The organism is Streptomyces doebereineriae (assembly GCF_031845645.1).
In the GTDB taxonomy this organism is placed as follows: Bacteria; Actinomycetota; Actinomycetes; order Streptomycetales; family Streptomycetaceae; genus Streptomyces; species Streptomyces canus.
Genome location: NZ_JAVREZ010000025.1, coordinates 66176 through 91777, shown reverse-complemented (window position 1 = coordinate 91777; position 25602 = coordinate 66176). Strand labels below are relative to the sequence as shown.

24 protein-coding genes and 1 pseudogene are annotated in these 25602 nt (G+C 70.8%); 8 read left to right on the top strand and 17 right to left on the bottom strand.

Annotation, left to right across the window (positions count from 1 at the left end; translation table 11 throughout):
• Positions 1-6: 6 nt before the first annotated feature.
• Positions 7-2544 (bottom strand): YfhO family protein, encoded by a 2538-nt coding sequence (locus RNB18_RS44260; RefSeq protein ID WP_311719845.1) that lies wholly within the window; start codon positions 2542-2544, stop codon positions 7-9.
• 227 nt (positions 2545-2771) lie between these two features.
• On the opposite strand from RNB18_RS44260, the gene RNB18_RS44255 reads away from it, so the two are divergent.
• A complete protein-coding gene (locus RNB18_RS44255; RefSeq protein WP_266567128.1) occupies positions 2772-3209 on the top strand; it encodes a carboxymuconolactone decarboxylase family protein in 438 nt (145 codons plus the stop codon).
• Here RNB18_RS44255 and RNB18_RS44250 read toward each other — a convergent pair.
• Positions 3196-5673, bottom strand: coding sequence for an alpha-L-arabinofuranosidase C-terminal domain-containing protein (locus RNB18_RS44250; protein WP_311719800.1), 2478 nt, complete (start codon positions 5671-5673; stop codon positions 3196-3198). The genes RNB18_RS44255 and RNB18_RS44250 overlap by 14 nt on opposite strands.
• Before the next feature lie 138 nt (positions 5674-5811).
• Here RNB18_RS44250 and RNB18_RS44245 point away from each other — a divergent pair, with 138 nt between their 5' ends.
• Entirely contained in the window at positions 5812-6288 is a 477-nt protein-coding gene (locus tag RNB18_RS44245) for a DUF6314 family protein (RefSeq protein WP_311719799.1), read from the top strand.
• A 113-nt stretch (positions 6289-6401) separates the two neighbouring features.
• Here RNB18_RS44245 and RNB18_RS44240 read toward each other — a convergent pair whose 3' ends face one another.
• Both RNB18_RS44240 and RNB18_RS44235 read right to left on the bottom strand, forming a co-directional pair.
• Entirely contained in the window at positions 6402-6995 is a 594-nt protein-coding gene (locus RNB18_RS44240; RefSeq protein ID WP_311719798.1) for a histidine phosphatase family protein, read from the bottom strand.
• A gap of 73 nt (positions 6996-7068) precedes the next feature.
• The gene (locus RNB18_RS44235; protein ID WP_311719797.1) at positions 7069-7509 is read right to left on the bottom strand and encodes a GNAT family N-acetyltransferase; all 441 of its coding nucleotides are present in this window, start codon (positions 7507-7509) and stop codon (positions 7069-7071) included.
• A gap of 85 nt (positions 7510-7594) precedes the next feature.
• Here RNB18_RS44235 and RNB18_RS44230 point away from each other — a divergent pair, with 85 nt between their 5' ends.
• A complete protein-coding gene (locus RNB18_RS44230) occupies positions 7595-7945 on the top strand; it encodes a DUF6461 domain-containing protein (RefSeq protein ID WP_311719796.1) in 351 nt (116 codons plus the stop codon).
• Here the strand turns inward: RNB18_RS44230 and RNB18_RS44225 are convergent.
• A complete protein-coding gene (locus RNB18_RS44225) occupies positions 7942-9375 on the bottom strand; it encodes an aminotransferase-like domain-containing protein (protein ID WP_311719795.1) in 1434 nt (477 codons plus the stop codon). The two genes, RNB18_RS44230 and RNB18_RS44225, sit on opposite strands and share 4 nt — an antisense overlap.
• Between RNB18_RS44225 and RNB18_RS44220 the strand changes: the two genes are divergently transcribed.
• Positions 9374-10285 carry a DMT family transporter gene (locus RNB18_RS44220; RefSeq protein ID WP_311719794.1) on the top strand — a complete coding sequence of 304 codons (912 nt, stop codon included), beginning with the start codon at positions 9374-9376 and terminating at the stop codon, positions 10283-10285. The two genes, RNB18_RS44225 and RNB18_RS44220, sit on opposite strands and share 2 nt — an antisense overlap.
• A 92-nt stretch (positions 10286-10377) precedes the next feature.
• Complete coding sequence (locus tag RNB18_RS44215) at positions 10378-10578, top strand: DUF1918 domain-containing protein (protein ID WP_311719793.1); 201 nt, start codon at positions 10378-10380, stop codon at positions 10576-10578.
• Here the strand turns inward: RNB18_RS44215 and RNB18_RS44210 are convergent.
• On the bottom strand, positions 10547-11806 hold the full coding sequence (locus RNB18_RS44210; protein ID WP_311719792.1) for a glycoside hydrolase family 10 protein: 1260 nt from the start codon (positions 11804-11806) through the stop codon (positions 10547-10549). The two genes, RNB18_RS44215 and RNB18_RS44210, sit on opposite strands and share 32 nt — an antisense overlap.
• 158 nt (positions 11807-11964) lie before the next feature.
• Here RNB18_RS44210 and RNB18_RS44205 point away from each other — a divergent pair, with 158 nt between their 5' ends.
• Positions 11965-12864, top strand: coding sequence for a 3-hydroxybutyryl-CoA dehydrogenase (locus tag RNB18_RS44205; RefSeq protein ID WP_280856484.1), 900 nt, complete (start codon positions 11965-11967; stop codon positions 12862-12864).
• Between the two features lie 210 nt (positions 12865-13074).
• On the top strand, positions 13075-13332 hold the full coding sequence (locus tag RNB18_RS44200; protein WP_057614266.1) for a hypothetical protein: 258 nt from the start codon (positions 13075-13077) through the stop codon (positions 13330-13332).
• Positions 13333-13336: 4 nt separating this feature from the next.
• Here RNB18_RS44200 and RNB18_RS44195 read toward each other — a convergent pair whose 3' ends face one another.
• The 10 genes and pseudogenes from RNB18_RS44195 to infC all read right to left on the bottom strand — a co-directional run bounded on the left by RNB18_RS44195 (position 13337) and on the right by infC (position 24059).
• On the bottom strand, positions 13337-13876 hold the full coding sequence (locus RNB18_RS44195) for an NUDIX hydrolase (RefSeq protein ID WP_311719791.1): 540 nt from the start codon (positions 13874-13876) through the stop codon (positions 13337-13339).
• Positions 13877-13950: 74 nt separating this feature from the next.
• The gene (locus RNB18_RS44190; RefSeq protein WP_311719790.1) at positions 13951-15291 is read right to left on the bottom strand and encodes a transcriptional regulator; all 1341 of its coding nucleotides are present in this window, start codon (positions 15289-15291) and stop codon (positions 13951-13953) included.
• Between the two features lie 194 nt (positions 15292-15485).
• Positions 15486-16541 carry a PP2C family protein-serine/threonine phosphatase gene (locus RNB18_RS44185; protein ID WP_394817770.1) on the bottom strand — a complete coding sequence of 352 codons (1056 nt, stop codon included), beginning with the start codon at positions 16539-16541 and terminating at the stop codon, positions 15486-15488.
• Between the two features lie 146 nt (positions 16542-16687).
• Positions 16688-19198: a phenylalanine--tRNA ligase subunit beta gene (gene pheT, locus RNB18_RS44180; RefSeq protein WP_311719788.1), complete on the bottom strand. Its 2511-nt coding sequence runs from the start codon at positions 19196-19198 to the stop codon at positions 16688-16690.
• Complete coding sequence (gene pheS, locus RNB18_RS44175; RefSeq protein WP_311719787.1) at positions 19198-20319, bottom strand: phenylalanine--tRNA ligase subunit alpha; 1122 nt, start codon at positions 20317-20319, stop codon at positions 19198-19200. Before pheS ends, pheT begins: the two co-directional genes overlap by 1 nt.
• Positions 20320-20463: 144 nt before the next feature.
• Positions 20464-21582 (bottom strand): sensor histidine kinase, encoded by a 1119-nt coding sequence (locus tag RNB18_RS44170; protein WP_311719786.1) that lies wholly within the window; start codon positions 21580-21582, stop codon positions 20464-20466.
• Between the two features lie 48 nt (positions 21583-21630).
• Complete coding sequence (locus RNB18_RS44165; RefSeq protein ID WP_311719785.1) at positions 21631-22476, bottom strand: TrmH family RNA methyltransferase; 846 nt, start codon at positions 22474-22476, stop codon at positions 21631-21633.
• Positions 22477-22572: 96 nt separating this feature from the next.
• Positions 22573-22956, bottom strand: a complete 384-nt coding sequence (rplT, locus tag RNB18_RS44160; RefSeq protein ID WP_020132316.1) for a 50S ribosomal protein L20 — start codon at positions 22954-22956, stop codon at positions 22573-22575.
• Between the two features lie 101 nt (positions 22957-23057).
• On the bottom strand, positions 23058-23252 hold the full coding sequence (gene rpmI, locus RNB18_RS44155) for a 50S ribosomal protein L35 (protein ID WP_057614273.1): 195 nt from the start codon (positions 23250-23252) through the stop codon (positions 23058-23060).
• Between the two features lie 110 nt (positions 23253-23362).
• A pseudogene (gene infC, locus RNB18_RS44150) lies at positions 23363-24059 on the bottom strand (translation initiation factor IF-3).
• 333 nt (positions 24060-24392) lie between these two features.
• Here infC and RNB18_RS44145 point away from each other — a divergent pair.
• The gene (locus RNB18_RS44145; protein ID WP_311719784.1) at positions 24393-24767 is read left to right on the top strand and encodes a DUF1844 domain-containing protein; all 375 of its coding nucleotides are present in this window, start codon (positions 24393-24395) and stop codon (positions 24765-24767) included.
• A gap of 1 nt (position 24768) precedes the next feature.
• Here RNB18_RS44145 and RNB18_RS44140 read toward each other — a convergent pair whose 3' ends face one another.
• A complete protein-coding gene (locus RNB18_RS44140; protein ID WP_311719783.1) occupies positions 24769-25500 on the bottom strand; it encodes an SseB family protein in 732 nt (243 codons plus the stop codon).
• Positions 25501-25602 lie beyond the last annotated feature (102 nt).

The following is a 25602-nucleotide window of genomic DNA, read 5'->3' as shown; positions in this document are numbered from 1 at the left end:
GCATACTCACGCCCTCCGCCGACGAAGGGCCCCGAACGTGCCGATCCCGACGAGAGCGACGAGCGCACCGCCCCCGACCGCCGTCCCCAGCCGCAGACCGGGCGGATGGAAACTGCAGGTGACACTCGACGACGTGCCGTCGAGCGGCACGGCGATCAGCCCGTGGTACGCCTTCGCGGGTACGGCGGCCGCGTCACCGGCGGCGCAGCGCCAGCCGGCGATCCGGGGCGCGGCCACGACGGCGACGCCCTTGCTGCCCGCCGGGAGCCGGGCCCGGATCGTGCCTCCGGAGCCGGAGACGGTCACCTTGGTGGCGCCGGTGGCCTTGAGCTGTCGTACGACGGCGTGCAGGCGGCCGGTGTCCAGGCAGCCGACCGCCTGGTCCGGCACGACGCCCAGCCGGTTCGGGAACAGCTCGATCGTGAGGCGCCCGGAGTCCGGGACCGTGCCGAGCCGCTGCATGGCGGCGATCTTGGTGAGGGGGTGGTGGTCGGCCCTGAACCGCCCTGTCAGGCCGTGGGCGGAGGGGCCGGTGAGCCGCGCGGTGCCCGCGAAGTACGGCGCCCAGAGGTAGACCTCGCTGCCCGCCCGGCACCGGGCGGTGATCGTCGACCTGCCGCCGGTGCGCACCCCCTGCCGCTGGTCGGTACTGCGGTCCGGCCGCTTCCCGGCGCCGTCGAGGACGGTGATGCGGGGCAGGGTGTAGACGTGGGCACCCAGCAGCAGCTCCTGGTTGCGGTACGGCGACGGCCCGAAGGCACCGGTCGCGGCGGACGGCCGTACCGTCACCAGGGGCGGGACGTCCTCGCGGGTCACGGTCTCGCCGGTGCCGTCCTGGGGGAACCAGTTCTGATGCGGGTCCGGCGGGGAGTGCACCCGGGCGCCGACGGAGAAGAGGACGTCCGTCACCGCGTTGTCCAGGCTCTGGAGGCTGCGGCCGCCGGAGGTCCAGCCGCCACCGAGGGCGGTGAGCGTGCTGCTGAGCACGGCGGAGGTGTGGCTGCTGTAGTACTGGGCGCCCTGCCCGCCGACCTCCAGCGGGTCGTTGCCGACGGTCTGTTCCCGGCCCGGGTCGGTGCGGTAGCGGGGCCAGCCGTCGGCCTGCGCGACCGCGTCGGCCTGGTCCTGCTGCCGGGCGCCCCAGGGGGCGTAGTCGTCCATGTGCCCGAACCGCATCCGGGTGGCCACGGCATCGGTGGCGGTGGCCTCGCCCAGCTGCGCCCCGACGAGCAGTACGGCGGCGAGCGCTGCCGGGGCCATGCGCAGTACGGGTCGCCTGCGGCCGAGCAGGATCAGCCCGAGCAGCGCGCCAAGGGCCGCCATCAGGAATACCGGCCAGGCGAAGGAACGGACCAACTGACTGCCGCTGGCGACGACCGCGATCAGTGCGAGCAGTCCGGCGGCCGCGGCCAGGGCCCGCCGGTCGAGGGGGCCGTAGGAGAGCGTGTGCCAGGCGGCGATCACCAGCAGCGCGCAGACCACGAAGGTCTGGCGGTACGAACTGCCCTGCGGCGCGGCGAAGGCGTGCCAGAGCAGATGGGTCGGGCCCCACTGCATCGACAGGGTCACGACGAGCACCAGCAGCGTCCACCCCGCGCGCACCCGGCGGGGTGCCGCACGGTGGAAGGGCAGGGCGAGGGCGAGCAGCAGGGCCGTGGTGCCCACGAAGAGGGCCGGGGAGCCGAAGCTGTACGTCGTCGGCAGCAGCCGGGCCGACAGGTCCTGCGCGCCCACCGGAGCGAACCGGGTGAACCGGCCCTCGGAGGCGTGCGCGCTGCCGAAGTACACGACCGTCACCAGGGGTGCGGCCAGGCCCATGCCGAGCGCGAAGGTCAGGGCGGCCCGGCCCGCGGCGGTGAGCCCGCGGCGGCGGGGCAGGTCGGCCAGCCACAGCCGCAGCAGGAACACGAGAGCGGCGGCGAGGGTGGCCATGTACGCCGTGTAGAAGTTGGCGATCCATGCGGCCGTCACGACCAGCACCCCGACGAGCGGGCGCCTGCCGCTCAGGATCCACTCACCGACCAGGCACAGCAGCGGTAGGGCGATCAGCCCGTCGAGCCACATGAGGTTGTACGAGGCGGTCGCCACGGTCCATCCGCACAGGGCGTAGGACGCGCCCAGCAGTCCCGCCGTCCACCAGCGCCCGGGACGCAGCCTCAGCAGCAGCCAGGCCATGGCGGCACCGGCACAGGCGATCTTCAGCACGGTGATGACGTACACCGCGAGGTCGATCTCGTTCCTCGGGAACACCGCCACGAGCAGGGCGAACGGGCTGGTGAGGTAGGTGCCGAGGTCGGGCAGGAAGCTGGTGCCGAATCCTGACTGCCAGTTGACGAGGAGCCCGCCGGTGGCCCGCCCGTGCAGCAGGTCCCACAGGTGCGCGTGAAACGGCACGTACTGGTTTCCCAGGTCGTTGACGTTCCGGGTGCGCGGTCCGAAGGGGTAGCTGCGGGCGACGGCGTCGGCCGCGCAGAGCACGACGACGGTGATCGTCGCCGCCAGCAGAGCGGCCTGCCCCGGTCCGGGCGGCGGCCGCTCCCCCATGAGGTCGTCCGCGGTCTCCGGTTCGGGCGGGACGGTCGTTCGCACGCCCTGTTTACTGCTCAATTCAAGCCCCCGTCCGGGGCGTTCACCCCGTGCGTTGTAGCTGCGCCGATTTAGACCGGGGGTGCATACGGTTGGTTGTCCTACCGCAGATGGCGGTGCAGTGAATTCCGTACGACCCGGAGGCAACGGTGGCCGAGGGGACCGTACGGGCAGAGGGAGCTGACATGAGCGAGAGCACCACCCGCGAGGAGCGTTTCGCGCGCGGCCTGGAGATGCTGGGGAGCGTCAATCCCGAGGTAGGACAGCTGGTCGTCGACTCACTGGCCGACATCAGCCCGGAGATGGGCCACCAGGTCATCGCCTGGGGGTTCGGCGAGATCTACTCTCGACCACAACTCGCGCCCCGTGACCGCCAGTTGGTCACGCTGGGCATACTCACCGCGCTCGGCGGCTGTGAGACCCAGCTGGAGGTGCACATCAACACGGCCCTCAACGTGGGCCTCACCCCCGAGCAGATCGTCGAGGCACTGTTGCAGTCGGCCGGCTACTGCGGGTTCCCCAGGGCCCTCAACGCCACGGCCGTGGCGAAGAAGGTGTTCGGCGAGCGCGGGCTGCTGCCCGTAGGACAGCAGCCCGCCGACCCGTCGGCTACCTCTGCCTGATCCTCAGGAAGGTGATCGAGTTCGCCGGGAAGGTGTACGAGAACTTCCCGGCGACCCCGTCGAAGGTGGACTTCACCGGGGCGACCGCGGTCGACGTCTCACTGTTCACGGCGTCCGGGCCGGCCGCCAGCGTGGTCACCCGGGCCCTGGAGGCGACCTTGGCGCCGCCCAGGTCGACGGCCGTACGGGCGGCCGCGTTCTGGGCGTTGACGACCTTGACGATCAGGTCACCGGTCTTCTGATCCTTGGTGACCACCTGACGGAACGGCTCGGCCGGCTTGTCGTCGGTGAAGCTGCCCCACTCCTGTCCGTCGAGGTAGAGCGTCACCTGACGGTCACGCACCTTGACGTCGATGTCGTAGGTACGGCCGGTCTCGACCGATCCGGCCTTGGAGACCAGCGTCGACTTGCCGCCGTCCACGGCCTGTTCGACGGCGGACTGGGTGTTGTTCCAGCCGCCGATGTTCCACCAGTAGAAGTTGCCGGTGTCCTTGACGCCGAAGGCGACGAGGAAGCCCTCCTTGCCGGCCTTCTTGGTGGCCTTCGCCTTCAGGTCGTAGTCGTGCCAGGACGGGTCACCCGCCGAGACCATGGTGTTCTCGGCGTTCACGTCCGTCTGCACGTACTGCCCGTCCTGGACGCTCCAGCTGCCGCCGCCGGTGTGGGTCCACTGCGAGGCGTCACCGCTGAAGTCGTCGGTGAGCAGGGTCTTCCCGTCGGCACCGGTGACCCGCACATCGTCGTACGCCGCCGTCGTCGCCCACGTCGAAAGGCCCACGGCTCCGGTGATCGGGGCGAGCAGTGAGGGTGTGCCGGTGGCCTTCGAGGGCACCACGCGGTCGCCGACGTTGGTCATGAACAGCTTCTGGACCTCGTAGTTGGCGGAGTTCCAGGAGGCGTGGTTGTTGAACCAGATCAGGTCCGGGCGCCACTGGACGTAGTCCTCGTTGGCGAACAGCGGGGCGTAGGAGGCGAGTTTGACGACGTCGGCGTTGCGCTCCAGGCCGGTCATGAACGCCGCCTCGGTGAGGCCGTTCTTGAAGGTGTTGCCCTGGGAGGCGTACTCGCCGAGGAAGACCTTCGGGCCGTTCCTGTCGTAGGAGTCGTAGCGGTCGTTGTTCTGCAGGAACCACTGCGGGCTGTTGTAGTAGTGCTCGTCGACCATGTCGACCTTGGCGTCCTTGTTGAGCTGCCAGGCCGTGTCGAAGGTCGTTCCGGAGTCGTCCGGGCCGGAGTTGGAGATGACCTGGATGTCCGGGTACTTCGCCTGGATGGCGGCGCGGAACTCCTTGAACCGGGCGAAGAACTCGTTCGGCAGGTTCTCCTCGTTGCCGACCTCGATGTGGGTGAGGTGGAAGGGCTTGGCGTGGCCCATCTTCGCCCGCACCTTGCCCCACGTGGAGCTCGCCGGGCCGTTGGCGAACTCGATGAGGTCGAGGGTGTCCTGGATGTGCCGCTTGAGGAGTGCCTCGTCCACGACGGCCTTGTTCTGACCGCAGCCGGTCACCAGGGCGGGGACCACGGGCAGCGGCATGGCGCCGATGTCCTCGGAGAGGCGGAAGTACTCGTAATAGCCGAGGCCGTAACTCTGGTTGTAGCCCCAGAAGTTGGAGTTGGTCGCGCGCTGCTCGACCGGGCCGATGGTGTCCTTCCACTGGTACGAACGCTTGCGCTGCCAGCCGGAGGCCGCGCTGTAGTCCTCCATGGACCCCGTGTTCACCAGACAGCCGCCGGGGAAGCGCACGAAGCCCGGCTGCAGGGCGGCGATCTTCTCGGCGAGGTCCTTGCGCAGGCCGTTGGATTCACCGCGGTAGGTGTCGCGCGGGAAGAGGGACACCATGTCGAGGGCGGCCGCAGCGGAGGAGGCCACGGTGAGGCGGCCGTCGGAGCTGCTCCCGGTCGCGGTGAAGGTGGCCTTGTACTGGGCCCAGCCGCTCTTCGTCACGGTCACCTCGCGGGCGGTGGCGAGCGTCCCGTCGGCGTCCTGCAAGGAGACCGTGAGAGCCGTACCTGCGTCCGCGCGGGCCCACACCGAGAAGTCGTACTTCTTGCCCTCCTCCACGTGGATGCCGGTGTTGTATCCGGCGTTCGTGACGGACGAACCGGCGCCCAGGGAGAGGTAGTTGCGGTTGCGCTCGCCCAGCCGTCCGTCGTCGTTCACCACCTGGCCGGTGCCGGAGACCGTCCACGAGGTCAGCGGGGTGTACGAGGAGTTGTCGGCGGTGGAGTACTCGAAGGACCGGTTCTGTACGAGTTCGGCGTACAGACCGCCGTCTGCGGCGCGGTTGATGTCCTCGAAGAAGACGCCGTACATCGTGTCGTCGATCTTCGCGCCCCGGGCGGCCGGGTCGACGGTGATCGCGTAGTCGGTGACGTCCTCGGCATGGGCGGGGGCGGGGACCAGACCGGCGGCCACCAGGAAGGCGGTGGCACCGAGACCGAGTCTCCAGCGGGTGCGTGACATGAATACTCCGCGGCTCTGTGTCGAAGGTGACGTTCGAAATATCAAACGATGATCAGCACTTCGAACGGCAAGATAGGGAGGGTGCCGGGGAGCGTCAACGGGTCGCGCGGGACCGAAAGTGTCGGAAGTGAGGGACGGATGGGCGAGTTCTGGCCAGTGGCGGATGCGCTGACGTATCTGGCCGGGAACTGGCGGACCGAGCGAACCGTGCGGGATCTGGCGAGCGGAGACGAAGGGGAGTTCTCCGGTACGACCGCTTTCGGCCGACTGGAAGAGGGCGGACTGCTGTCCCAGGAGTCGGGCATCTTCGTCTGGCAGGGCGTCCCGCGACCCGCCGAACGGACACTCCGCTTCCTGCCGGGCAGCACACCGGGCACGGCCGACGTCCGCTTCTCCGACGGGCGCCCCTTCCACGACCTGGACCTGACGTCCGGCCACCATGTCGCCGACCACCCCTGCGCCGCGGACCTCTACCGCGGCGAGTTCAGCGTCCTGGACGCGGACCACTGGCGCACGGTGTGGCGCGTCGGCGGCCCGGCGAAAGACCTGGTCCTGACGACCCACTACACCCGCGAGCCCACCGACGGCCACGCGGACGGCACGCCCGACCACTGACCGCGCGAGACCACCGGCCGCCACCCGTACGAGGCGGCGACGGCTGACCGCACGGGACCGCCCGGCGGCCGCCCGCACAAGACGGCCTGCGGCCTGGCACGCCAAGCCCCCGGCTACGTCCGCGCGGGCTGAGCCGGGGCGCCCTCGAAACGGAGGTTCCAGCGGCCGGCTCTGCCGGTCACGGTGGTCGCCGACAGCGGACGTACGTCGATGTTCCAGTAGGTCGACGGCGGGGCCTTCAGCGCGTAGACCAGGGCGGCGCGGATCACGGCCGGTTCGGCGACGGCGACGATACGGCCGCCGTCGCCGACGGGCCGGGTGTCGAGCCAGCCGCCGACACGGGTGATGAAGTCGAGCAGTGACTCGCCGCCGTGCGGGGTCGCCCGCGGGTCGGCGAGCCAGGCGTCCACGGACTCCGGCTCCCGGGCCATCGCCTCGCCGAGGGTCAGCCCGCGCCAGCGCCCCATGTCACAGTCGCGCAGAGCGAGTTGCACCAGAGGGGCGTAACCGAGGGCGTCCCCGGTGGCACGGCTGCGCGGAGTGGGCGAGCAGTACCGCAGTTCGGCCGCCGCGAGCGGCAGCAGATCGTGCGCCACGGCCAGCACCTCGTCCCAGCCGGCCTGGTCGAGGGGGCGGTCGTCCTCGAACCGCTCGGCGAGCAGCGAGGAGCTGCGCGCGGCGGCGACGAACGTGACCCGAAGTTGCATGCGGCGATCGTGAGCTGTGGAAGTGCGCAGGTCAAGAGGCGTTACCGGGGAGTTACCCAGGGTGCGCCGGGGCTCACTGCCCGAAGATGAGCGCCATCCAGTGATCCGGCTTGGCGAGCGGCGCGAACCCGAGCTTCTCGTACACCCCTTGGGCGTCGTGGGTGGCGAGCAGAATGCGTTTGAGGCCGTAGGGCCGCAGGTGCTCGCGCACGGCACCGACCAACGCCGTACCGATCCCCTCGCCCCGCACGGACCGGTCCACGTACACGTCGCACAGCCAGGCGAAACTGGCCAGATCGGTGATCACGCGGGCATAAGCCACCTGATCCCCCGATTCCACCGCGTACACCCCGAAGTTGAGCGACCCGGCGATCGCCCGGTCCTGCTTCTCCCGCGGCCGGCCGATCGCCCAGTACGCGTCGGTCGACAGCCAGTGGTGCACCCGCCCGGCGTCGACGCGGTCGGGGTCGGTGGAGATCTCGTAGCCCTCGGGGAGGGGCGGGGTGTCGGTCATGCCGGGAGATTCGCAGGCCCCGGCCGCCGGCGTCGAACTGTTTTCCTGAGGGGCGTTGTCAGTGCCGGGTGCGATGCTGCGGAGCATGACGGGGATGACGACCGCCACCGATCAGGAGTGGCTGAAGGAGCTGGGGGCCGACGGGCGGAGCCGGATCGGCCACTGGACGCTGATGGTGGAGTTCAACGGCTACCTGGGCATCACCTTCGCCGACGCGCGGTACGGCAGCCACCCCGACGAACTGCTCACCGAGATGCAGGAGTCCGGCTTCGACCTCGAAGAGCGCGAGGAGGACGGTGATCACGACGCGTACTACGCGGCCCTGACCGCCGCCGCCTTCGCCCTCGCCCTCCGCCTCACCGGCATACGCCTGACCCCGGAACTCTTCGCCACCGCCGAGTTCCTGTGCGCGGTCGCGCCGGTGCCGCGCGGCTAGAGCACCTCGTCGCAGGCGGTACGAAGCCTGCGTACGCCTTCTTTGATCTCCTGCGGCCCCGCCACCGCCGCGAAGCTCAGCCGGACGTGTCCGGCCGGGGGTTCCGCGCTGAAGTACGGGCGACCGGGGGTGATCGCGACGCCCGCGCGCAGGGCCGCGGCGGTCAGGGCGGTCTCGTCCGTGCCGTCCGGGAGGCGGAGCCAGAGGTGGTAGCCGCCCGACGGGATGTGCGGGAGGGCGAGTTCGGGCAGGTCGAGGCGGAGGGCGGCGGTCATGGCGTCCCGGCGGGCCTTCAACTCCGCCGAGATCGTACGCAGATGACGGGGCCAGGCCGGGGAGCCGACGAGTTCCAGGGCCGCTTCCTGGAGCGGGCGGGGGACGAAGAAGGTGTCGACGATCTGGATCGCGCGGAGCCGGTCCAGTACCGGACCGCGTGCGGCGAGCGCGCTCACCCGGAAGCTGGGCGAGGTCGCCTTGGTCAGCGAGCCGACATGGACGACGACTCCGTCGGGATCGTCGGCGGCCAGCGGACGCGGCAACGGGCCGGCGTCCTCGTGCACGAGCCGTCGTACGAAATCGTCCTCGACGACGAAGGCGCCGGCCTCGCGGGCGATGCGCAGCACCTCGCCCCGGCGCTCGGGGGCAAGCACCGCGCCGGTCGGGTTCTGGAACAGCGGCTGGCAGACGAACACCCGCGCGCCGGTCGCCCGGAAGGCGTCGGCGAGCAGGGCCGGTTTCACGCCGTCCGCGTCCACCGGGACGGGCACGGGGCGAAGGCCGGCGGAACGCGCGATGGCCAGCATGCCGGGATAGGTGGGCGACTCGACGAGCACGGGCGCGCCGGGCGGGGCCAGCGCGCGCAGCGCCGTCGTGAGCGCCGACTGGCCGCCCGCAGTGATCAGCACCTCCGCGGTTGTGACGGCGCCGCCGATGCTCCGCGCGAACCACTGGCGCAGTTCCGGCAGACCCTCCGTCGGCGGTCGGCCCCAGGCTCCGGGTCGGCGGCCGGCGCGTGCCAGGGCCGCGGACATCGCGCGCTCCGGCTGCAGACAGGGGTGCAGATAGCCGCCGTTGAACTCGACCACCCCGGGCGGCGGGGCGGCCAGCGAGACCAGGACACCGGACGCGTCCACCGAGCGCGGTACAAGGTCGGCGGCGCCGTCCGCGCTGAGCGCGACCTCCTGCCAGGAGGTGTCCCCGGCCGGAGCGGCCGAGGTGCGCGCCGCCGCGCGGAAGGCACCCGCGCCCGGCCGGGTGACCACCAGCCCCTCGGCGGCGAGCTGAGCGAGGGCACGCGAGACGGTCACCGGGCTGACCCTGAACCGGTCGACCAGGACACGGCTCGACGGGAGCTTTCCACCGGGAGAGTAGCGGTCAAGCTCTCGCCGCAGCTGTTCTGCCAGGTCGGTGACGCTGCTACGCTCTTGCATGAGAGTACAGAGTAGCGCTACCGCGCCGACCGGGATAGCGGTCCCCGCTCCCGCCAAGAGCTTCGGCACCCTCCAGGCCGCCCTCGGCGTCGCCGCCTTCTCCCTCACCTTCCCCGCCACGGCGTGGGGGCTCGAGGGCTTCGGGCCCTGGTCCCTCGTCGCCGTGCGCAGCGTTCTCGCGGCACTCATCGCAGCCGGCTGTCTGTCGGCGCTGCGCGTCCCGATACCGAGCCGCCGTGACCGGCCGGGACTCGCGGTCGTCGCCGTCGGGGTGGTGGTCGGCTTCCCGCTGCTGACCACGCTCGCCCTGCAGACGTCGACCACCGCACACGCCGCCGTCGTGGTGGGTCTGCTGCCCCTGACGACCGCGCTGCTGTCGGCCCTGCGCATGGGCACCCGCCCCTCGCGCACCTTCTGGACGGCCGCCCTCGCGGGCGCGGCCGCGGTGGTCGCCTTCACGGTGCAGCAGAGCGGGGGCGCCCTGACCACCGCCGACCTGTATCTCTTCGCCGCGCTCCTGGTGTGCGCCGCCGGCTACACCGAGGGCGGCCGGCTGGCCCGGGTCATGCCCGGCTGGCAGGTCATCGCCTGGGCGCTGGTGCTGTGCCTGCCGATCGGCGTGCCCGCGGCGGCGCTCGCGCTGTCGTACGAACCGGTGCACCTCACCGCGCACAGCGTCGCCGGGCTGCTGTGGGTGGCGGCGGGCTCGCAGTTCCTCGGCCTGGTCGTCTGGTACCGGGGCATGGCGGCGATCGGGATCCCCAAGGCCAGCCAGTTGCAGTTGGCCCAGCCCCTGCTCACACTGGTGTGGTCGGTGCTGCTGCTCGGCGAGCACCTGACGGTGGCCGCCCCGCTGACGGCCGCGGCGGTGCTCGTGTGCATCGCCGTCACCCAGCGGGCGCGGGGCTGAACGGCGCGCACGCGCCGGTCCAACCGCGTCCCCGCGCCGTAGAATCGGGGCCACGGACCGTTGCTCCCGCACTTGTGAGGAGGCCCCAGACGATGCGTGCAACCGTGGGCGACCAGCTTGTCCAGCACGGCAGGGTGGTCGGACAGCAGGACAAGGTCGGCGAGATCGTCGAAGTGATGGGTCAGGGGGGCAACCCCCCGTACCGCGTCCGCTTCGAGGACGGGCACGAGGGCGTGTGCTCACCCGGCCCCGACACCGAGATCAAGCACCGGTTCCAGCAGACCGGCCGGTGAGTCGGCGCGGGGGAACCGCCGGCTCCTGGTAGTGGTCGGCGACCACCCGCGCCATCGCCCCGATCGGGTCCGAGGAGACCTCCCGCGCGGCGAAGAACACATGTCCGCGCACCTTCTTGTGGTCGCGCGCGAGCGTGAGGTGCCGGGACAGTTCCGCGGGGTCCTGCCAGGCCGCGGGCTGCGCCGGATCCCCGGCCTTGTAGAGGGCCTCGCCCAGGTACAGCTTCGTCCTGCTCCCCTGCGCCTGCTTCGCCCACCAGGGCACCAGCTTCGCGTAGTCGGCGGCGGCGAAGCCGATGTTCCAGTAGAGCTGCGGCACGAGGTAGTCGATCCAGCCCTCGCGCACCCACTTGCGGGTGTCCGCGAAGTTGTCGTCGTACGACTGCACACCCGCGCGCGTGTCCGAGCCGAGCGGGTCGGTGTCGGCGTTGCGCCACACCCCGAAGGGGCTGATGCCGAACTGTGCGGTGGGCCGGATCCGCTTGATACGGGCCGCGGTCTCCAGGACCAGCTTGTCGATGTTGTCCCGCCGCCAGTCGGCCCGGTTCGGGAAGGGGCCGCCGTACGCGTCGTAGGCCGCGTCGTCGTCGAAGGTCTGGCCGGCCACCGGGTACGGGTAGAAGTAGTCGTCGAAGTGGACCGCGTCCACCGGGTACTGGCGCACCGCGTCGAGGATCGCGTCCTGGACGAAGGCGCGGACCTCGGGCAGCCCGGGGTTGTAGTAGAGCTTCCCGCCGTACGTCACCACCCAGTCCGGGTGCCGGCGGGCCGGGTGGGAGGCGACCAGCCGGGTCGGGTCGCTGTGGTTGGCGATGCGGTACGGGTTGAACCAGGCGTGCAGTTGCAGGCCCCGCCGGTGCGCCTCGGCCACGGCCGTGCCGAGCGGGTCCCAGCCGGGGTTCTTGCCCTGGGTCCCGGTGAGGTACTGCGACCAGGGCTCGTACGGCGAGGGCCACAGGGCGTCGGCGGTGGGCCGTACCTGGAACATCACCGCGTTCAGGCGGTCCGCGGCCGCCCGGTCGAGGTGGGTGATCAGCTCCGCGCGCTGCTGTGCGGCGGTCAGCCCCGGCTTCGACGGCCAGTCCCGGTTGGACACGGTGGCGAGCCACACGCCCCGCATCCCGGTCGCCGCCCGCCTCGGATGCCGCGGTGCCGCCGCCGCTCCCGAGGCCGAGGTCATGGTCGACAGCGCGGCCAACGCGAAGGCCCGGCGCGACAGACGCCCCATGTGCACACTCCCCCAACACCATGGATCCGCTCGGTCACGGATCGTCTCCGCGCCCCAGAATGCCCGACGGAAGACGGACCCCGACGATCGATCATCGATACTTGGGAGTAACGTGCACGAACGGAGCAGGAACCGGACAACGGCCGACCTGCCACCAGGTGAAGATCAGCGAAAGGGACGAAGTGACGGACTTCCCGGCGGGAGACATCGCGCGCGTCGGAGTGGTGGGCTGCGGCCAGATGGGGGCGGGCATCGCCGAGGTGTGCGCCCGCGCCGGCCTGGACGTGAAGGTCGCCGAGACCACCGGCGAGGCCCTGGAGATCGGCCGCACCCGGCTGTTCAACTCCCTGACCAAGGCCGCCGAACGCGGCAAGATCACGGCGGACGAGCTGGCGGAGACGCAGGCACGTCTGAGCTTCACCACCGACCTCGGCGAGTTCGCGGACCGCGACCTGGTCATCGAGGCCGTCGTGGAGAACGAGCAGGTCAAGACCGAGATCTTCCAGGTGCTCGACCAGGTGGTGACCCGCCCGGACGCGATCCTGGCCTCCAACACCTCGTCCATCCCGCTGGTGCGGCTGGCGGTCGCCACCTCGCGGCCCGACCAGGTCGTCGGCATCCACTTCTTCAACCCGGCCCCGGTGCAGAAGCTCGTCGAGCTGATCCCGGCGCTCACGACGTCCGAGGGCACGCTGGCCCGCGCCCAGCAGTTCGCCGAGAAGCTGCTCGGCAAGCACGCGATCCGCGCCCAGGACCGCTCCGGTTTCGTGGTCAACGCGCTGCTGATCCCGTATCTCCTGTCCGCGATCCGGATGTTCGAGTCGGGCATCGCGAGCCGCGAGGACATCGACAACGGCATGGAGCTGGGCTGTGCCCACCCGATGGGCCCGCTGAAGCTGTCCGATCTGATCGGCCTGGACACCGTCGCCTCGGTCGCCTTCTCGATGTACGAGGAGTACAAGGAGCCGCTGTACGCCGCTCCCCCGCTGCTCCAGCGCATGGTCGACGCGGGCCGGCTCGGCCGGAAGTCCGGCTCGGGCTTCTACACCTACGACTGACCCGCACCCTGTCCGTTCCAGGGTGCTGATGACACAGTGCTACGAACACGGGCCCGGCACTCCTCCGAGTGCCGGGCCCGTGTCATTCACACACCGTGTGCGCGCCGGGCCCGCATATGCCCGTCGCACACTCTCCCCACGCGCCCACCAGGCGAGTTGACTCTTCATGCGCATGCAAGGGATGTGATGACTACGGAAAGGAGCGGACTTGTGACCGCCGAACCGGAGCATCCCGTGATCCATGGAGAACTCGCAGAGTTACGACGCCGCCTCGATGTCGCGTACGCACGCGTCGAGGGAGGCCTCGCTCTGCTCAGTCACCGTACGGAGGAGACGGACAAGGAGATCGACGATCTGAGCGCACGGATCATCGCCCTGGAGCACGCCCGCTGGCCGCTTCCCGCGGTTGCGGCGATCACCGCCGTGGGCGCGCTCGTCGTGGCGATCTGGCAGGCCCTCGGCCACTGAGGCCCTAGGTGTCCTGACCGAGCCTCAGATGGTGCAACAGGAGTAACGCGGCCGCCATGTTGGCGGCCGGGACCTCCCCACGGGCGACCATGTCGGGAACGAGCTTCAGGGGGACCCATTCCCGGCGGTCCGACTCGAAGTCGTCCACGGGGTGCCCGATGTACTCGCCCTCGTCGGCCCAGTAGATGTGGTGCCGGGCGTCGGTGAGCCCGTTGGAGGGCTCCACGCTCATGAGGTGGTGGAGCGGCCCCGGTCGCCAGCCGGTCTCTTCCTCGAGCTCCCTGGCGGCCGCGACGGCGATGTCCTCGCCGTCCTCGACCACACCCGCGGCGAGTTCCCAGCCCCAGCTGTCGGTGATGAAGCGATGGCGCCACAGCAGGAGGACCTCGTTGGCCTCGTTCACCACCGTGGCGACGGCGACCGGCCGCAGTCGTATCAGGAAGTGGTCGAGATGCCGACCGTCCGGCAGCTCGACATCGGCGAGATTGACGCTGAACCAGCGGTTTTCATACACAGTTTGTTCGTTCTGTTTCGTCCACTGCACGGCTCTGCCACCTTCCGTCGAGTAAGTGGCAATATCGCAGCAGGGACGGTGGCTGTCGGCGTACGCGTGTCGTCCTACAGCGGCACGCGCAGTGCGCCGTCGATCAGTTCGGCTGCCTCGGCGGTGCCCGCGCAGCCGCTGCGGACCAGGTGTTCGCGGACCGCTCTGAGTCTGTCGCGCAGGCGCTGGGACTCCATTCCCCGGGCCTGTTCCGCCATCTGTACGGCGGTGGCCACCGCCTTGTCGGCGTTGCCCTGACGCAGTTCGATCGTGCTGAGCATGGCGAGGCGGTGCACCCGGCCCCGGTCGTGGGCCGGGTTGTCGACGGCGGCCGCAGCGTGCGCGGCCGCCGCCGCGAGCTCACCGAGGCTGAGGAGCGCCTCCGCCACCTGGACGTTGACGAGGCCCGGCTGGACATAGCCGGTCTCGTCGGGCTCGTACCCCCGCCGGATGCGTTCGGCGGCCTGCTCGGCCCGCCGGATGCAGGACAGCGCGGTCGTGCCGTCGCCGAGGTGGGCGTACGCCTTGGCCTGCATCGCGTAGAGATCGCAGGCGAGCGCCGGGGTGATGTGCTTGCCGGCGGCCCGCAGCGCGGCCTCCGCGAAAGCGACGGCCTGGCGGTACTCCCGCATGAACAGGGCCTGGTTGACCAGCAGCGCGATGACATACGCGCCGAGTCCGCGGTCGCCGCTGGCCTTGGCGAGCCTGAGGGCCTGGTGGAAGTAGCGCTGGGCCAGGCCGTGGGCGTCGGAGTCGTAGGCGCAGATCCCCGCGACGGCGACCAACCCGCCGGTGGCGCGGTGCAGTTGGCGGCCCGTCTCGTCGGTGTAGCTGCCGCGCAGCAGCGGGGCGGCCTCGGCGTTGAGGAAGCCCACGATCCGGGTGCGGGTCGCTATGCCGCCGGCCTTGCGGTACATCTGCTCGTAGTGGGTGCGGGCGGCGCGGAGCATCGCGATGTCGGAGTGCGTGACCCGGTGCCGGCCGCCTCGGGAGACATCGACGTCCTCGGGCGGGTTCTCCCACTCCCACACGGGCATGACGGCGGGGGTGCCGGTGACCGCGGGGGCGCCCAGGATGTGCGGGCGCTGCTGTTCGTCGGAGCGCCACAGGGCGGTGGCCCGTTCCACGAAACCGGACAGCGAGGTGCCGTGCGGGGCGGAGGGTTCGCCGGGCACGCCGAGGCCGATGTCGTCGAGGGTGACGGGGCGTTGGAGCCGGCCCGCGAGCACCTCGCAGATCAGGTCGGGGACCTGACCGCGCGGGCGCTGGCCCTTCAACCACCGTGCCACGGCGGTGTGTTCGTACCTGAGCGCGAGGCCGCGTGCCCTCCCGGCCTGGTTCACATGTGCGGCAAGCCCGGCGTGCGAGACCCCGGCTTCGTCGAGGATCGCGTCGAGCAGAGTGTTGGGCTGCATATATGCCCCCCGGGTGGCTCGGTGCCGTCAGATTAGTGGGTTCGTCTTCACACGGGGTGTGAACGGAGTACTCGAATCCGCAGCGTGTGCGCACTGTCGCGGAGAGTTTCCACCCGGTTGACTGAAATACCTCGCAAGAGGCCGGCCGGGCCGCCGGCTCCCCCTCGTACAGTGCGGTGGCCCGGCCGTGGGCTTCAGAGGTGCGTCGTGGCTGGTCGCGCAGTTCCCGAGGTAGCTGAGTGTTGCCGTTCGTTTCTCAGCACCAGGAGGGCGACGTCGTCCGTCGGGGTGCCGCCCGTGTGGTTCACAAGAGCGGTGAATACAGCACCGAGTACGACGTCGGGAGCGCCCCGCGCAGCCTCACGCAGTACCTCCGGCAAGGAAAAGAACCGGCCATGAGCGTCCCTCGCGTCCTCGGCACCGTCCGTGTGCAGGACCAGGCTTTCGCCCGGTAACAGGTGGCCGCACTCCAGGGGCTGAAGGTCGCACGGCAGCCGAAACGGGCCGAGGGGCGGCAACGGATCCGCACACGACAGAGGCTCGACCCTGGGGCCACTCAACAGATACGGCCACGGGTGGCCACAGTTGAGGACGGAGAGCCCACCGTCCCTGTCGATCTCCAGCAGCAGCACCGTGACGAACTCCTCGGCGACCGTGCCGTCCCGTTCGGCGCGCTCCCTCAGGTGCCGGGCGAGCGCACGGTCCAGCCTGCGCAGCACCCCGGCGAGCCCGGGCTCGTCGTGGACGGCCTCGCGGAAGCTGCCGAGGACCGCGGCGGCCGTACCGATGGCGGCGAGGCCGTGGCCGCGGACATCGCCCATGACGACCCGTACACCGTGTTCCGTGGCGACGGCCTCGTACAGGTCGCCGCCGATGGTGGCGCCCCGGTCGGCGGACATCTGGGCGGCGGCCACGGTGAGCCCGTCGACGCGCGGGGGCAACGGCCGCAGCAGCGCGCTCTGGGCGGCGCCCGCGACCTGGCGGGCCTGTCTGAGCTCACGCAGCAGGGCCCGCCGGACATGGACGATCAGCCCGGTGCCCACCGCGAAGAACACGGCGCTGCTGGCGACCCGCGCGCCCAGGCCGTTCTGCTGGGCGAGCGGACAGGTCAGCTTGTACGTGATCGCGACGGCACCCCACACCGTGGGCAGCCCGAGCGTCAGCGCACGGCGCGACTTCCGGTGACCTCTGCGGACCGCGAGGCGAGCGGCACGCCCGACACGAGGCACCGCAGCCCTCAAGCACATCATGCCGATGGCCCCCCAACTAGGCCCTGCACACGCAATCGGACCGACCTCGAAAGGCCGGTCCGATTCTGTCGACCACATGGGCCGAAAGGGCCAGATCGCTGGGGGAACTCACCCTATCGAGTGAGGTGACCGCGCTCCCCGCACGCTCAACCCCGCAGCACAGCTCCCGTACGCTCCCCGGCGAGGGCGACCGCCGCGTCCCGGGCCGCGGAGGCCTCGTCCACGGTCAGGGTCCGGTCCCCCGCACGGAACCGCAGCGCATAGGCCAGCGACTTCTTGCCGTCCCCCAGCTGCTCCTCGTTCTCGTACACGTCGAACAGCCGGATCCCTTCGAGGAGTTCACCCGCGCCCTCACGCAGCGCGGTCTCGACGTCGGCGTGCGGCACGAACTTGTCGACGACCAGGGCGACATCCTGCGTGGCCACCGGGAACGTGGAGATGGCCGGCGCCTGCGGGGTGTCGTCGCCGACCGCCTCGAGGACATCCAGGTCCAGCTCCATCGCGGAGGTGCGCGCCGGCAGCCCGAACGCCTTCACCACCCGCGGATGAAGCTCACCGGCGTGACCGACGACCGTCTCGGCCCCGTCCACGACGACCACGAACTCGGCACAGCGCCCCGGGTGCCACGGCCCGTACTGACCGCCCCGCACGACCAGCTCGGCGCCGGCCTCACGCGCGACCAGACGCCCGGCCTCGACCGCGTCGGCCCAGTCGGCCGGACGGCCCCTGCCCCACCAGCCGGCCTGCTCCCGCGCACCGGCGAGCACCACGGCCACGTGCCGCGGCTGTTCCGGCAGCGCGGCGTCCAGTTCGGCGATCTCCGCGTCCGTGGGACGGCGGTCCACCGGCAGCACCGCGGCGACCCGCTGCTCCGAGCGCGGCAGGAAGACCAGCCCGGTCTCGAACAGCGCGAGATCGTGCGAACCCCGCCCGTCGTTGCGCCGCAGCGCACCGAGCAGCCCCGGCAGCAGCGACGTACGCAGCGCGGGCTCCTCGTCGTTCAGCGGGTTGGTCAGCCTGACGACACGGCGAGCCGGGTCGTCGGCCTCCAGGCCCAGCTGGTCGAAGACCTGCACGGAGACGAAGGGGTAGTTCGGCGCCTCGACATACCCGGCACCGGCCAGCGCCCGCCCGGCCCTGCGGTGCAGCCGCTGGCGGTGGGTCAGGCCACGGCCGGCCGGCGGCCTGGGCAGCGTGGAGGGCAGGTTCTCGTAGCCCTCCAGCCGGATGACCTCTTCGGCCAGGTCGTTGATCTCCTGGAGGTCGGGACGCCAGGACGGCACGGTGACGATCAGCTCGTCCTGCCCGTACACGTCGCAGCCGACCTCCTGAAGACGGCGTACGACGGTCTCGCGGCCGTAGGAGACACCCGCGACCTTGTCCGGGTGGTCCGCCGGGACACTGATGGTGTGCGGGGCCGACGGGGCGACGACCTCGGTGACACCGGCCTCGGCGGTGCCCCCCGCGAGCAGCACCAGCAGGTCGACCGTGCGCTGCGCGGCAGCGGCGGCGGCCTGCGGGTCGACACCGCGCTCGAAGCGCCGGGACGCCTCGGAGGACAGCTTGTGGCGGCGGGCCGTACGCGCGATGGCGACCGCGTCGAAGTGGGCGGCCTCGATGACCACGTCGGTGGTGCCTTCGCCCTCGGCGTGGTCGGCGATCTCGGTGTTGGCGCCGCCCATCACGCCGGCGAGGCCGATCGGACCGCGCTCGTCCGTGATGACGAGGTCCTCGGCGTGCAGCTTCCGCTCGACGCCGTCGAGGGTGACGATCTGCTCGCCCTCCTCGGCCCGGCGGACGCCGATGGTGCCCCGGACCAGCGTGCGGTCGTAGGCGTGCAGCGGCTGGCCGAGCTCCATCATCACGTAGTTGGTGACGTCGACGGCGAGCGAGATCGGGCGCATGCCGACCTTCTGCAGACGGCGCTGGAGCCAGAGCGGGGAGCGCGCCTCGGGGCTGAGGCCGGTCACCGTACGGGCCGTGAAGCGGTCGCAGCCGAGCGGGTCGGAGACCTGCACCGGGTAGCCGAAGGCGTTCGGGCCCGGGACGTCGAGCAGGGCCGGGTCGCGCAGCGGCAGGCCGTAGGCGATCGCGGCCTCGCGGGCCACGCCCCGGATGGACAGGCAGTCGCCGCGGTTGGCGGTGACGGCGATGTCCAGGACCTCGTCGACCAGCTCCAGGAGCTCGATGGCGTCCTTGCCGACCTCGGTCTCCGGCGGCAGCACGATGATGCCGTGGCTGCCGTCGTCGCCCATGCCCAGCTCGTCGCCGGAGCAGATCATGCCGTGGGAGGTCTTGCCGTACGTCTTGCGCGCGGAGATCGAGAAGCCGCCCGGCAGGGTGGCGCCGGGGAGGACCACGACGACCTTGTCGCCGACGGCGAAGTTGCGGGCGCCGCAGACGATCTCCTGGGGCTCACCGGTGCCGTTGGCCCGGCCGACGTTCACGGTGCAGAAGCGGATGGGCTTCTTGAACTCGGTCAGCTCCTCGATGGTCAGCACCTGGCCGACGACGAGGGGGCCCTTGAGGTCGGCACCGAGGTGCTCGACGGCCTCGACCTCGAGGCCGGCCGAGATGAGCTTGGCCTGGACGTCACGGCCGGTTTCGGTCGCCGGCAGGTCGACGTACTCCCGCAGCCAAGAAAGCGGGACCCGCATCAGATCTCCATCCCGAACGGCCGGGTGAACCGGACGTCACCCTCGACCATGTCTCGCATGTCCTCGACGTTGTGGCGGAACATCAGCATCCGCTCGATGCCGAACCCGAAGGCGAAGCCGCTGTACTTCTGCGGGTCGACGCCACAGGCGGTCAGCACCTTGGGGTTGACCATTCCGCAGCCGCCCAGCTCGATCCAGCCCTCCGAGGAGCAGGTACGGCAGGGGCGGTCGGGGTTGCCGACGGACTCGCCGCGGCAGACGTAGCACACCATGTCCATCTCGGCGGACGGCTCGGTGAAGGGGAAGAAGTTCGGGCGCAGCCGGGTCTTCATGCCCTCGCCGAACAGGGCCTGGACCATGTGGTCCATGGTGCCCTTGAGGTCGGCCATGGTCAGGCCCTCGTCGACGGCCAGCAGCTCGACCTGGCGGAAGACCGGGGTGTGTGTGGCGTCCAGCTCGTCGGTGCGGTAGACGACACCGGGACAGATCACGTACACCGGCAGCTCACGGCTCAGCAGCGAGCGGATCTGCACGGGCGAGGTGTGGGTGCGCAGCACGACACCGGACTCGGTGCCGCCGTCGGGGCCCTCGACGAAGAAGGTGTCCTGCTCGCCGCGGGCCGGGTGGTCCGGGCCGATGTTGAGCGCGTCGAAGTTGAACCACTCGGCCTCGACCTGCGGGCCCTCGGCGACCTCGTAGCCCATGGCCACGAAGACGTCCTCGATGCGCTCGGAGAGCGTGGTGAGCGGGTGGCGGGCGCCGGCCGGTACGCGGTCGTACGGCAGCGTGACGTCCACGGCCTCCTCGACGAGCACGCGCTGGTCGCGCTCGGCCTCCAGTTCGGCCTGACGGCCGGCGAGGGCCTTGTTCACCGCGCCCCGGGCCTGGCCGACGAGCTTGCCGGCGGCGGCCTTGGCGTGCGGGGGCAGGGCGCCGATCTCGCGGTTGGCGAGGGCCAGCGGGGAGGTGCCCCCGGTGTGGGCGACCTTGGCCTCCTGGAGCGCGTCGAGGGAGTCCGCGGCGGCGAAGGCGGCGAGCGCCTCTTCCCGCATGCGCTCGATCTCTTCCGGTTTCAGGGCCTCGACCTCTACAGGGTCGTACGACTTGTTCGGTGCCGACATCTCTTCCCGTGCTTCCGATTGGCTGGCTGAAGGTCCCCGTCACCGATTCACTCGGAGGGCCGTCCATGGGACACAAAGGTGCCAAAGGCCGAGTCTAACGGGGTTGAGGTACACGAATGCGCCCGCGGGCGGCTCGGGCGGATCTCAGGTGAGATAGGCCGGAGCGCTCACGGGCAACGTAAATCGGAACTCGGCGCCGCCCCGGGGGGCGCGGCCGACCGTGATGGTGCCGCCGTGGGCTTCGACGATGCCCTTGACGATGTAGAGCCCGAGGCCGGTGCCACCGCGCTTGCTGCCCCGCCAGAAGCGGGTGAAGACGCGGTTCATGGACTCCTCCGGGATGCCGGCGCCCTCGTCGCTCACGGTGACCGACGTGCCGGTGTCCTCCCCTTCGCGGGGGGACGCCGAGGGCGTGATGTCAATCGTGACGGTTCCCTCGCCGTGCCGCACCGCATTTTCCAGCAGGTTGCTGAGCACCTGGTCGATCTTGTCGGGATCGGCCCACAGGGCGGGCAGCGGCTGCTCGAGGCGGAGCAGGAACCGGTCGGCGGCGAGGCCCGCGGCGACGTAGGCCTGGATGTGGCGCCCGACGGCGGCGCCGATGTCGACGGGCTGACGCCTGACCTCCAGGCGCCCGGAGTCGATGCGGGAGATGTCGAGGAGCTCGGCGATGAGCCGGGTGACCCGGTCGGCGTCCGCGTCGACGGTCTCCAGCATCAGCCGTTTCTGGTCGTCGGTGAACCTCTCCCACTTGGCGAGGAGGGTCGCGGTGAAGCCCTTGACGGAGGTGAGCGGGGACCTGAGCTCATGGGCCACGGTGGCGATCAGCTCGGCGTGGCTGCGCTCGGTGCGGCGGCGGGCCTCGGTGTCCCGGAGGGCGACGACGACACGGTGGACGGGCCCGGTCGGCCGGGTGCGTACGTACTGCGCGGAGACGAGGACCTCACGGCCGCCCGGCAACAGCAGATTCCGTTCGGGCTGCCGCCTGCGGATGGCGAGGCCGCCGTACGGATCGGTCAGCTGCCACCAGCGCCGTCCCTCGAGGTCCTCTAATGGCAGGGCCTTCTCCAGCCGCTGTCCGAGGGCGTCCTCGGCGGGGAGGGCGGTGATCCGGGCCGCGGCGGCGTTGAAGCAGATCACGCGGCCCTGCTCGTCCGCGACGACGAGACCGTCGGGCAACTGGTCGGGATCGATGCCGAGTTCGGCGGCACCACCGGCACAAGCTCCGGACACGTCCTGGGCGCTCCTCGTGCCGACACTCATCCCCGTACCCCACCTCTCCGACGGCGCAGGGCCCCCGAGCTGGTCACCCTACTGGTTCTGGGTGACGGAGCGGCACCCTCCGGGGGCGCGCTGTGCACGGGCTGACGCATAGAGACATACGGCGGCCGCGGTGGCGAGGTTCAGGCTCTCGGCCTTCCCGTGGATCGGGACGCGCACCACGGCGTCCGCGAGTGCGCGGGTCTCCTCCGGGAGCCCCCAGGCCTCGTTGCCGAACACCCAGGCGGTCGGCCCGCCCATGGTGCCCTGGTCGAGCTCGGCGTCGAGGTCGTCGGTCCCGGCCCCGTCGGCGGCGAGGATGCGCACACCGGCCCGCCTGAGCCCCTCGACGGCCTCCTCCACGGGCACCCCGACGGCGACGGGCAGGTGGAAGAGGGAGCCCACGGAGGCCCGTACGGCCTTGGGGTTGTAGAGATCGACGGACGCGTCGGTCAGTACGACGGCCTCGGCACCGGCGGCGTCGGCGCACCGCAGCACGGTGCCGGCGTTCCCGGGGTCCCGCACGTTGGCGAGCACCGCGACGAGTCGGGGCCCGGCGGCGAGGATCTCCTCGAAGGGGGTGTCGAGGAACCGGCAGATCCCGACGAGGCCCTGCGGGGTGACGGTCGTCGAGATGTCGGCGATGACGTCCTCGGCGGCGAGGTGCACACGGGCCCCGACGGCCCGGGCCTCTCCGATGATGTCGGCGTACCGTTCCGCCGCCTCCACGGTGGCGAACAGCTCCACCAGACCGTGCCCGGAGGCCTCCCGCACCGCCTGCGGCCCCTCGGCCAGGAACAGCCGCTCCTTCCCCCGGAAGTTCCGCTTGGCGAGCCGCCGCGCGGCGGAGACCCGGGGGGAACGGGGGGAGATCAGCTCGGGGGTGACGGGGGGCATGCTCTTCGCCTTCGGAGGGGTGCAGGAAACAGCGGACCCGCAGGCATCACAGCCTGCGGGTCCACACAGTCACGTCGGCCTAGGGCCGGCGCAGCGTCACGCGGCCTTGGGCGCGTTCACGTCCGCCGGCAGAGCCTTCTGCGCGACCTCGACGAGCGCGGCGAACGCCGTCGCGTCGTTGACGGCCAGCTCGGCCAGGATCTTGCGGTCGACCTCGATGTTCGCCGCGTTCAGACCCTGGATGAAGCGGTTGTACGTGATGCCGTTGGCGCGGGCAGCGGCGTTGATGCGCTGGATCCACAGCCGACGGAAGTCACCCTTGCGCTTCTTGCGGTCGTTGTAGTTGTAGACCAGCGAGTGGGTGACCTGCTCCTTGGCCTTGCGGTACAGGCGCGAACGCTGACCGCGGTAGCCGGAGGCCGCCTCGAGGATCGCCCGGCGCTTCTTGTGGGCGTTGACTGCCCGCTTGACGCGTGCCACTTGTTAACTCCTTGTAGCGGGGCCGTGGTTGGACTCACACGGCCCGGTATCGATGGGGTCCCGGTCCAGACGTACGGCGCTCAGTGAAGGCGCCGCGTACGTCACTTGCCGAGAAGCTTCTTGATCTTCTTGGCGTCGCCCGGGGCCATCTCGGCGTTGCCGGTGAGGCGCCGCGTCAGGCGCGACGTCTTGTGCTCGAGGTAGTGGCGCTTGCCGGCACGCTCGCGGAGCACCTTGCCGGAGCCGGTGATCTTGAAGCGCTTGCTGGAACCGCTGTGCGTCTTGTTCTTCGGCATAGCGCCGTTCTCTCCTCGTCGGTGGCGCTCCGGTGCCCGGTCCTGAAACCGGGCACGGTGAGCGTCGCTCTTGTATCGGTTTGTGTCCTGGGGACTCGCGTCCCCCGGGGTCACGCCTCGGCGGAAGCCTCTGCCGGGGCCTCGACCTCGACCTCGGCCTCGTCCTCGACGTGGTCGCCCTCCGCGGCGTTCTGCGACTTGCCGGGGTTGGCCTTCGCGTCTGCCTTACGGGCTTCCTGCGCCTGGCGGGCCTCGGCCATCGCCTCGGTCTTCTTCTTGTGCGGACCGAGAACCATGATCATGTTTCGGCCGTCCTGCTTCGGATTCGACTCGATGAAGCCGAGGTCCTGGACGTCCTCCGCGAGACGCTGCAGCAGTCGGTAGCCCAGCTCGGGCCGGGACTGCTCGCGACCACGGAACATGATCGTGATCTTGACCTTGTCGCCCTGCTTGAGGAACCGGACGACGTGACCCTTCTTGGTGTCATAGTCGTGCGGGTCGATCTTCGGCCGGAGCTTCATCTCCTTGATGACCGTGTGCGCCTGGTTCTTGCGCGCCTCACGGGCCTTCATGGCCGACTCGTACTTGAACTTCCCGTAGTCCATGAGCTTGCACACGGGCGGACGGGCGTTCGCCGCGACCTCGACCAGGTCCAGGTCGTACTCCTGCGCAAGCTCCAGTGCCTTGGCCAGGGGGACGATGCCCACCTGCTCGCCACTGGGACCGACAAGTCGCACCTCGGGAACGCGAATCCGGTCGTTGATGCGGGGCTCGGCGCTGATGGATCCTCCTCGGTTAGCACCACACGGCGGTCTGGCGGACAGCCGCGTATGTCTTTTCGTTCGACCTAACCGCACCGAGGAACAAAAAATGCCCCGGCGGATCACAGACGGGGCTCCAACACTGCCGGAGCACCGCCGCGATGACGCGGGGCGCACTTTCGGGCGACTCCATCGTCCGTACGGAACGATGGTGGCCGCCTGACCGGGGTGACCCGCCTTCCCAGGGGATGGCCGGGTGGGAGATCGGAGCCTCCACTTGTGGGCCGGACACGCGAATGTCCAGCCGGTCGTTACACAAGGTTAGCAGCATCCCGGGGGTGGTGCGAACCGACGTGCGCCGGGCCCTATCGTGGGGGTCATGAGTGACACCCCTCCCGCGTCCTCCGGCGCTCCCGGCTCCCCCGACTTCGACGAGATGACCCGCGACATCGCCGAGGTCCCCGCCGTCGAGGTGATCGTGACGGTCGCCGTCAACCTGATGAGCGCCGCCGCGGTGAAGCTCGGTCTGACCGAGGAGGGCGACAAGTACAAGGACCTGGACGAGGCCCGCAAGCTGGTGGCGGCCCTGGCCGGCCTCCTGGACGCGAGCGCGACCGAGATCAGCTCCTTCCACGCGGCCCCGCTCCGCGACGGCCTGAAGTCCCTCCAGCTGGCCTTCCGCGAGGCGTCCCTCGTCCCGGACGAGCCGGGTCAGGGCCCGGGCGAGAAGTACACGGGCCCGGTCTACGGCTAGCTCACCCTCGTACGTACAAGGGCTCGCCCGGAGGCGTGGCCCCGGCCGGCAGGACTGCCAGGTCGAGGCCGCGTACCAGGCGGGCCCTCAGTGTTTCGTCGGCGGCCAGGCGCCGCGCGACCGCGTGGACGCCGGCGTCGTGCGGCACGGCCGGCTCGAAGACCAGGGCGAGGGTCCCGTCGGCCCGGCCCGGGCCGAGATAGGCACGCAGCACCGCGGGCACGTCGGCGACCACGGCGCGCACCGCGTCCACGACCGCCGGGTCGGCGAGTGGGTCCGTGGTGGTCCGTCCCTCGGCAAGGGCGAGCAACGCGGAGCCGGTCAGCTCGAAGGGCACCGGCCCCGCCAGATCCAGTACGACCGTGTCGGCCTTCTCGTGCGCGGCGGCCTGCAGCGCCTGGTGCAGGGGTACGGCGACGGGGCGGGCCTCGGGGTCCCAGCGGGCCAGCGACGCGGTGGAGGTGAAGGCAGGCAGGGCGGTCCGGGATCCTGCCTTGAGGGTGGGCACGGCCATGTCGCTGGTCTTCTCGCGGCGCAGCCCCTTCTCGTCCTCCTCGACCTCGCCGAGCACGGCCACCACGGGGACGAGCAGCCGGGCGCCCTTGAGGGCGTCCAGGACCGGGCCCACGGCGGCGCGGTCCTCGGCCCAGGCCGCGAGCGCCGCGCTCAGCCGGGGATCGGCGGAGCCGTCGTCGTCGGAGAAGCCGGGGTCGGGAATGTTCTTGTTCGCCACGGTCACCGACCCTATAGGGGGCTTGCTGCTGCGGTTGTGCGGGCCCGGAAACCCGCCCGTGACCGCTTTCACGGGTTTCTCAGAGTTCGCTGACACAGCTCT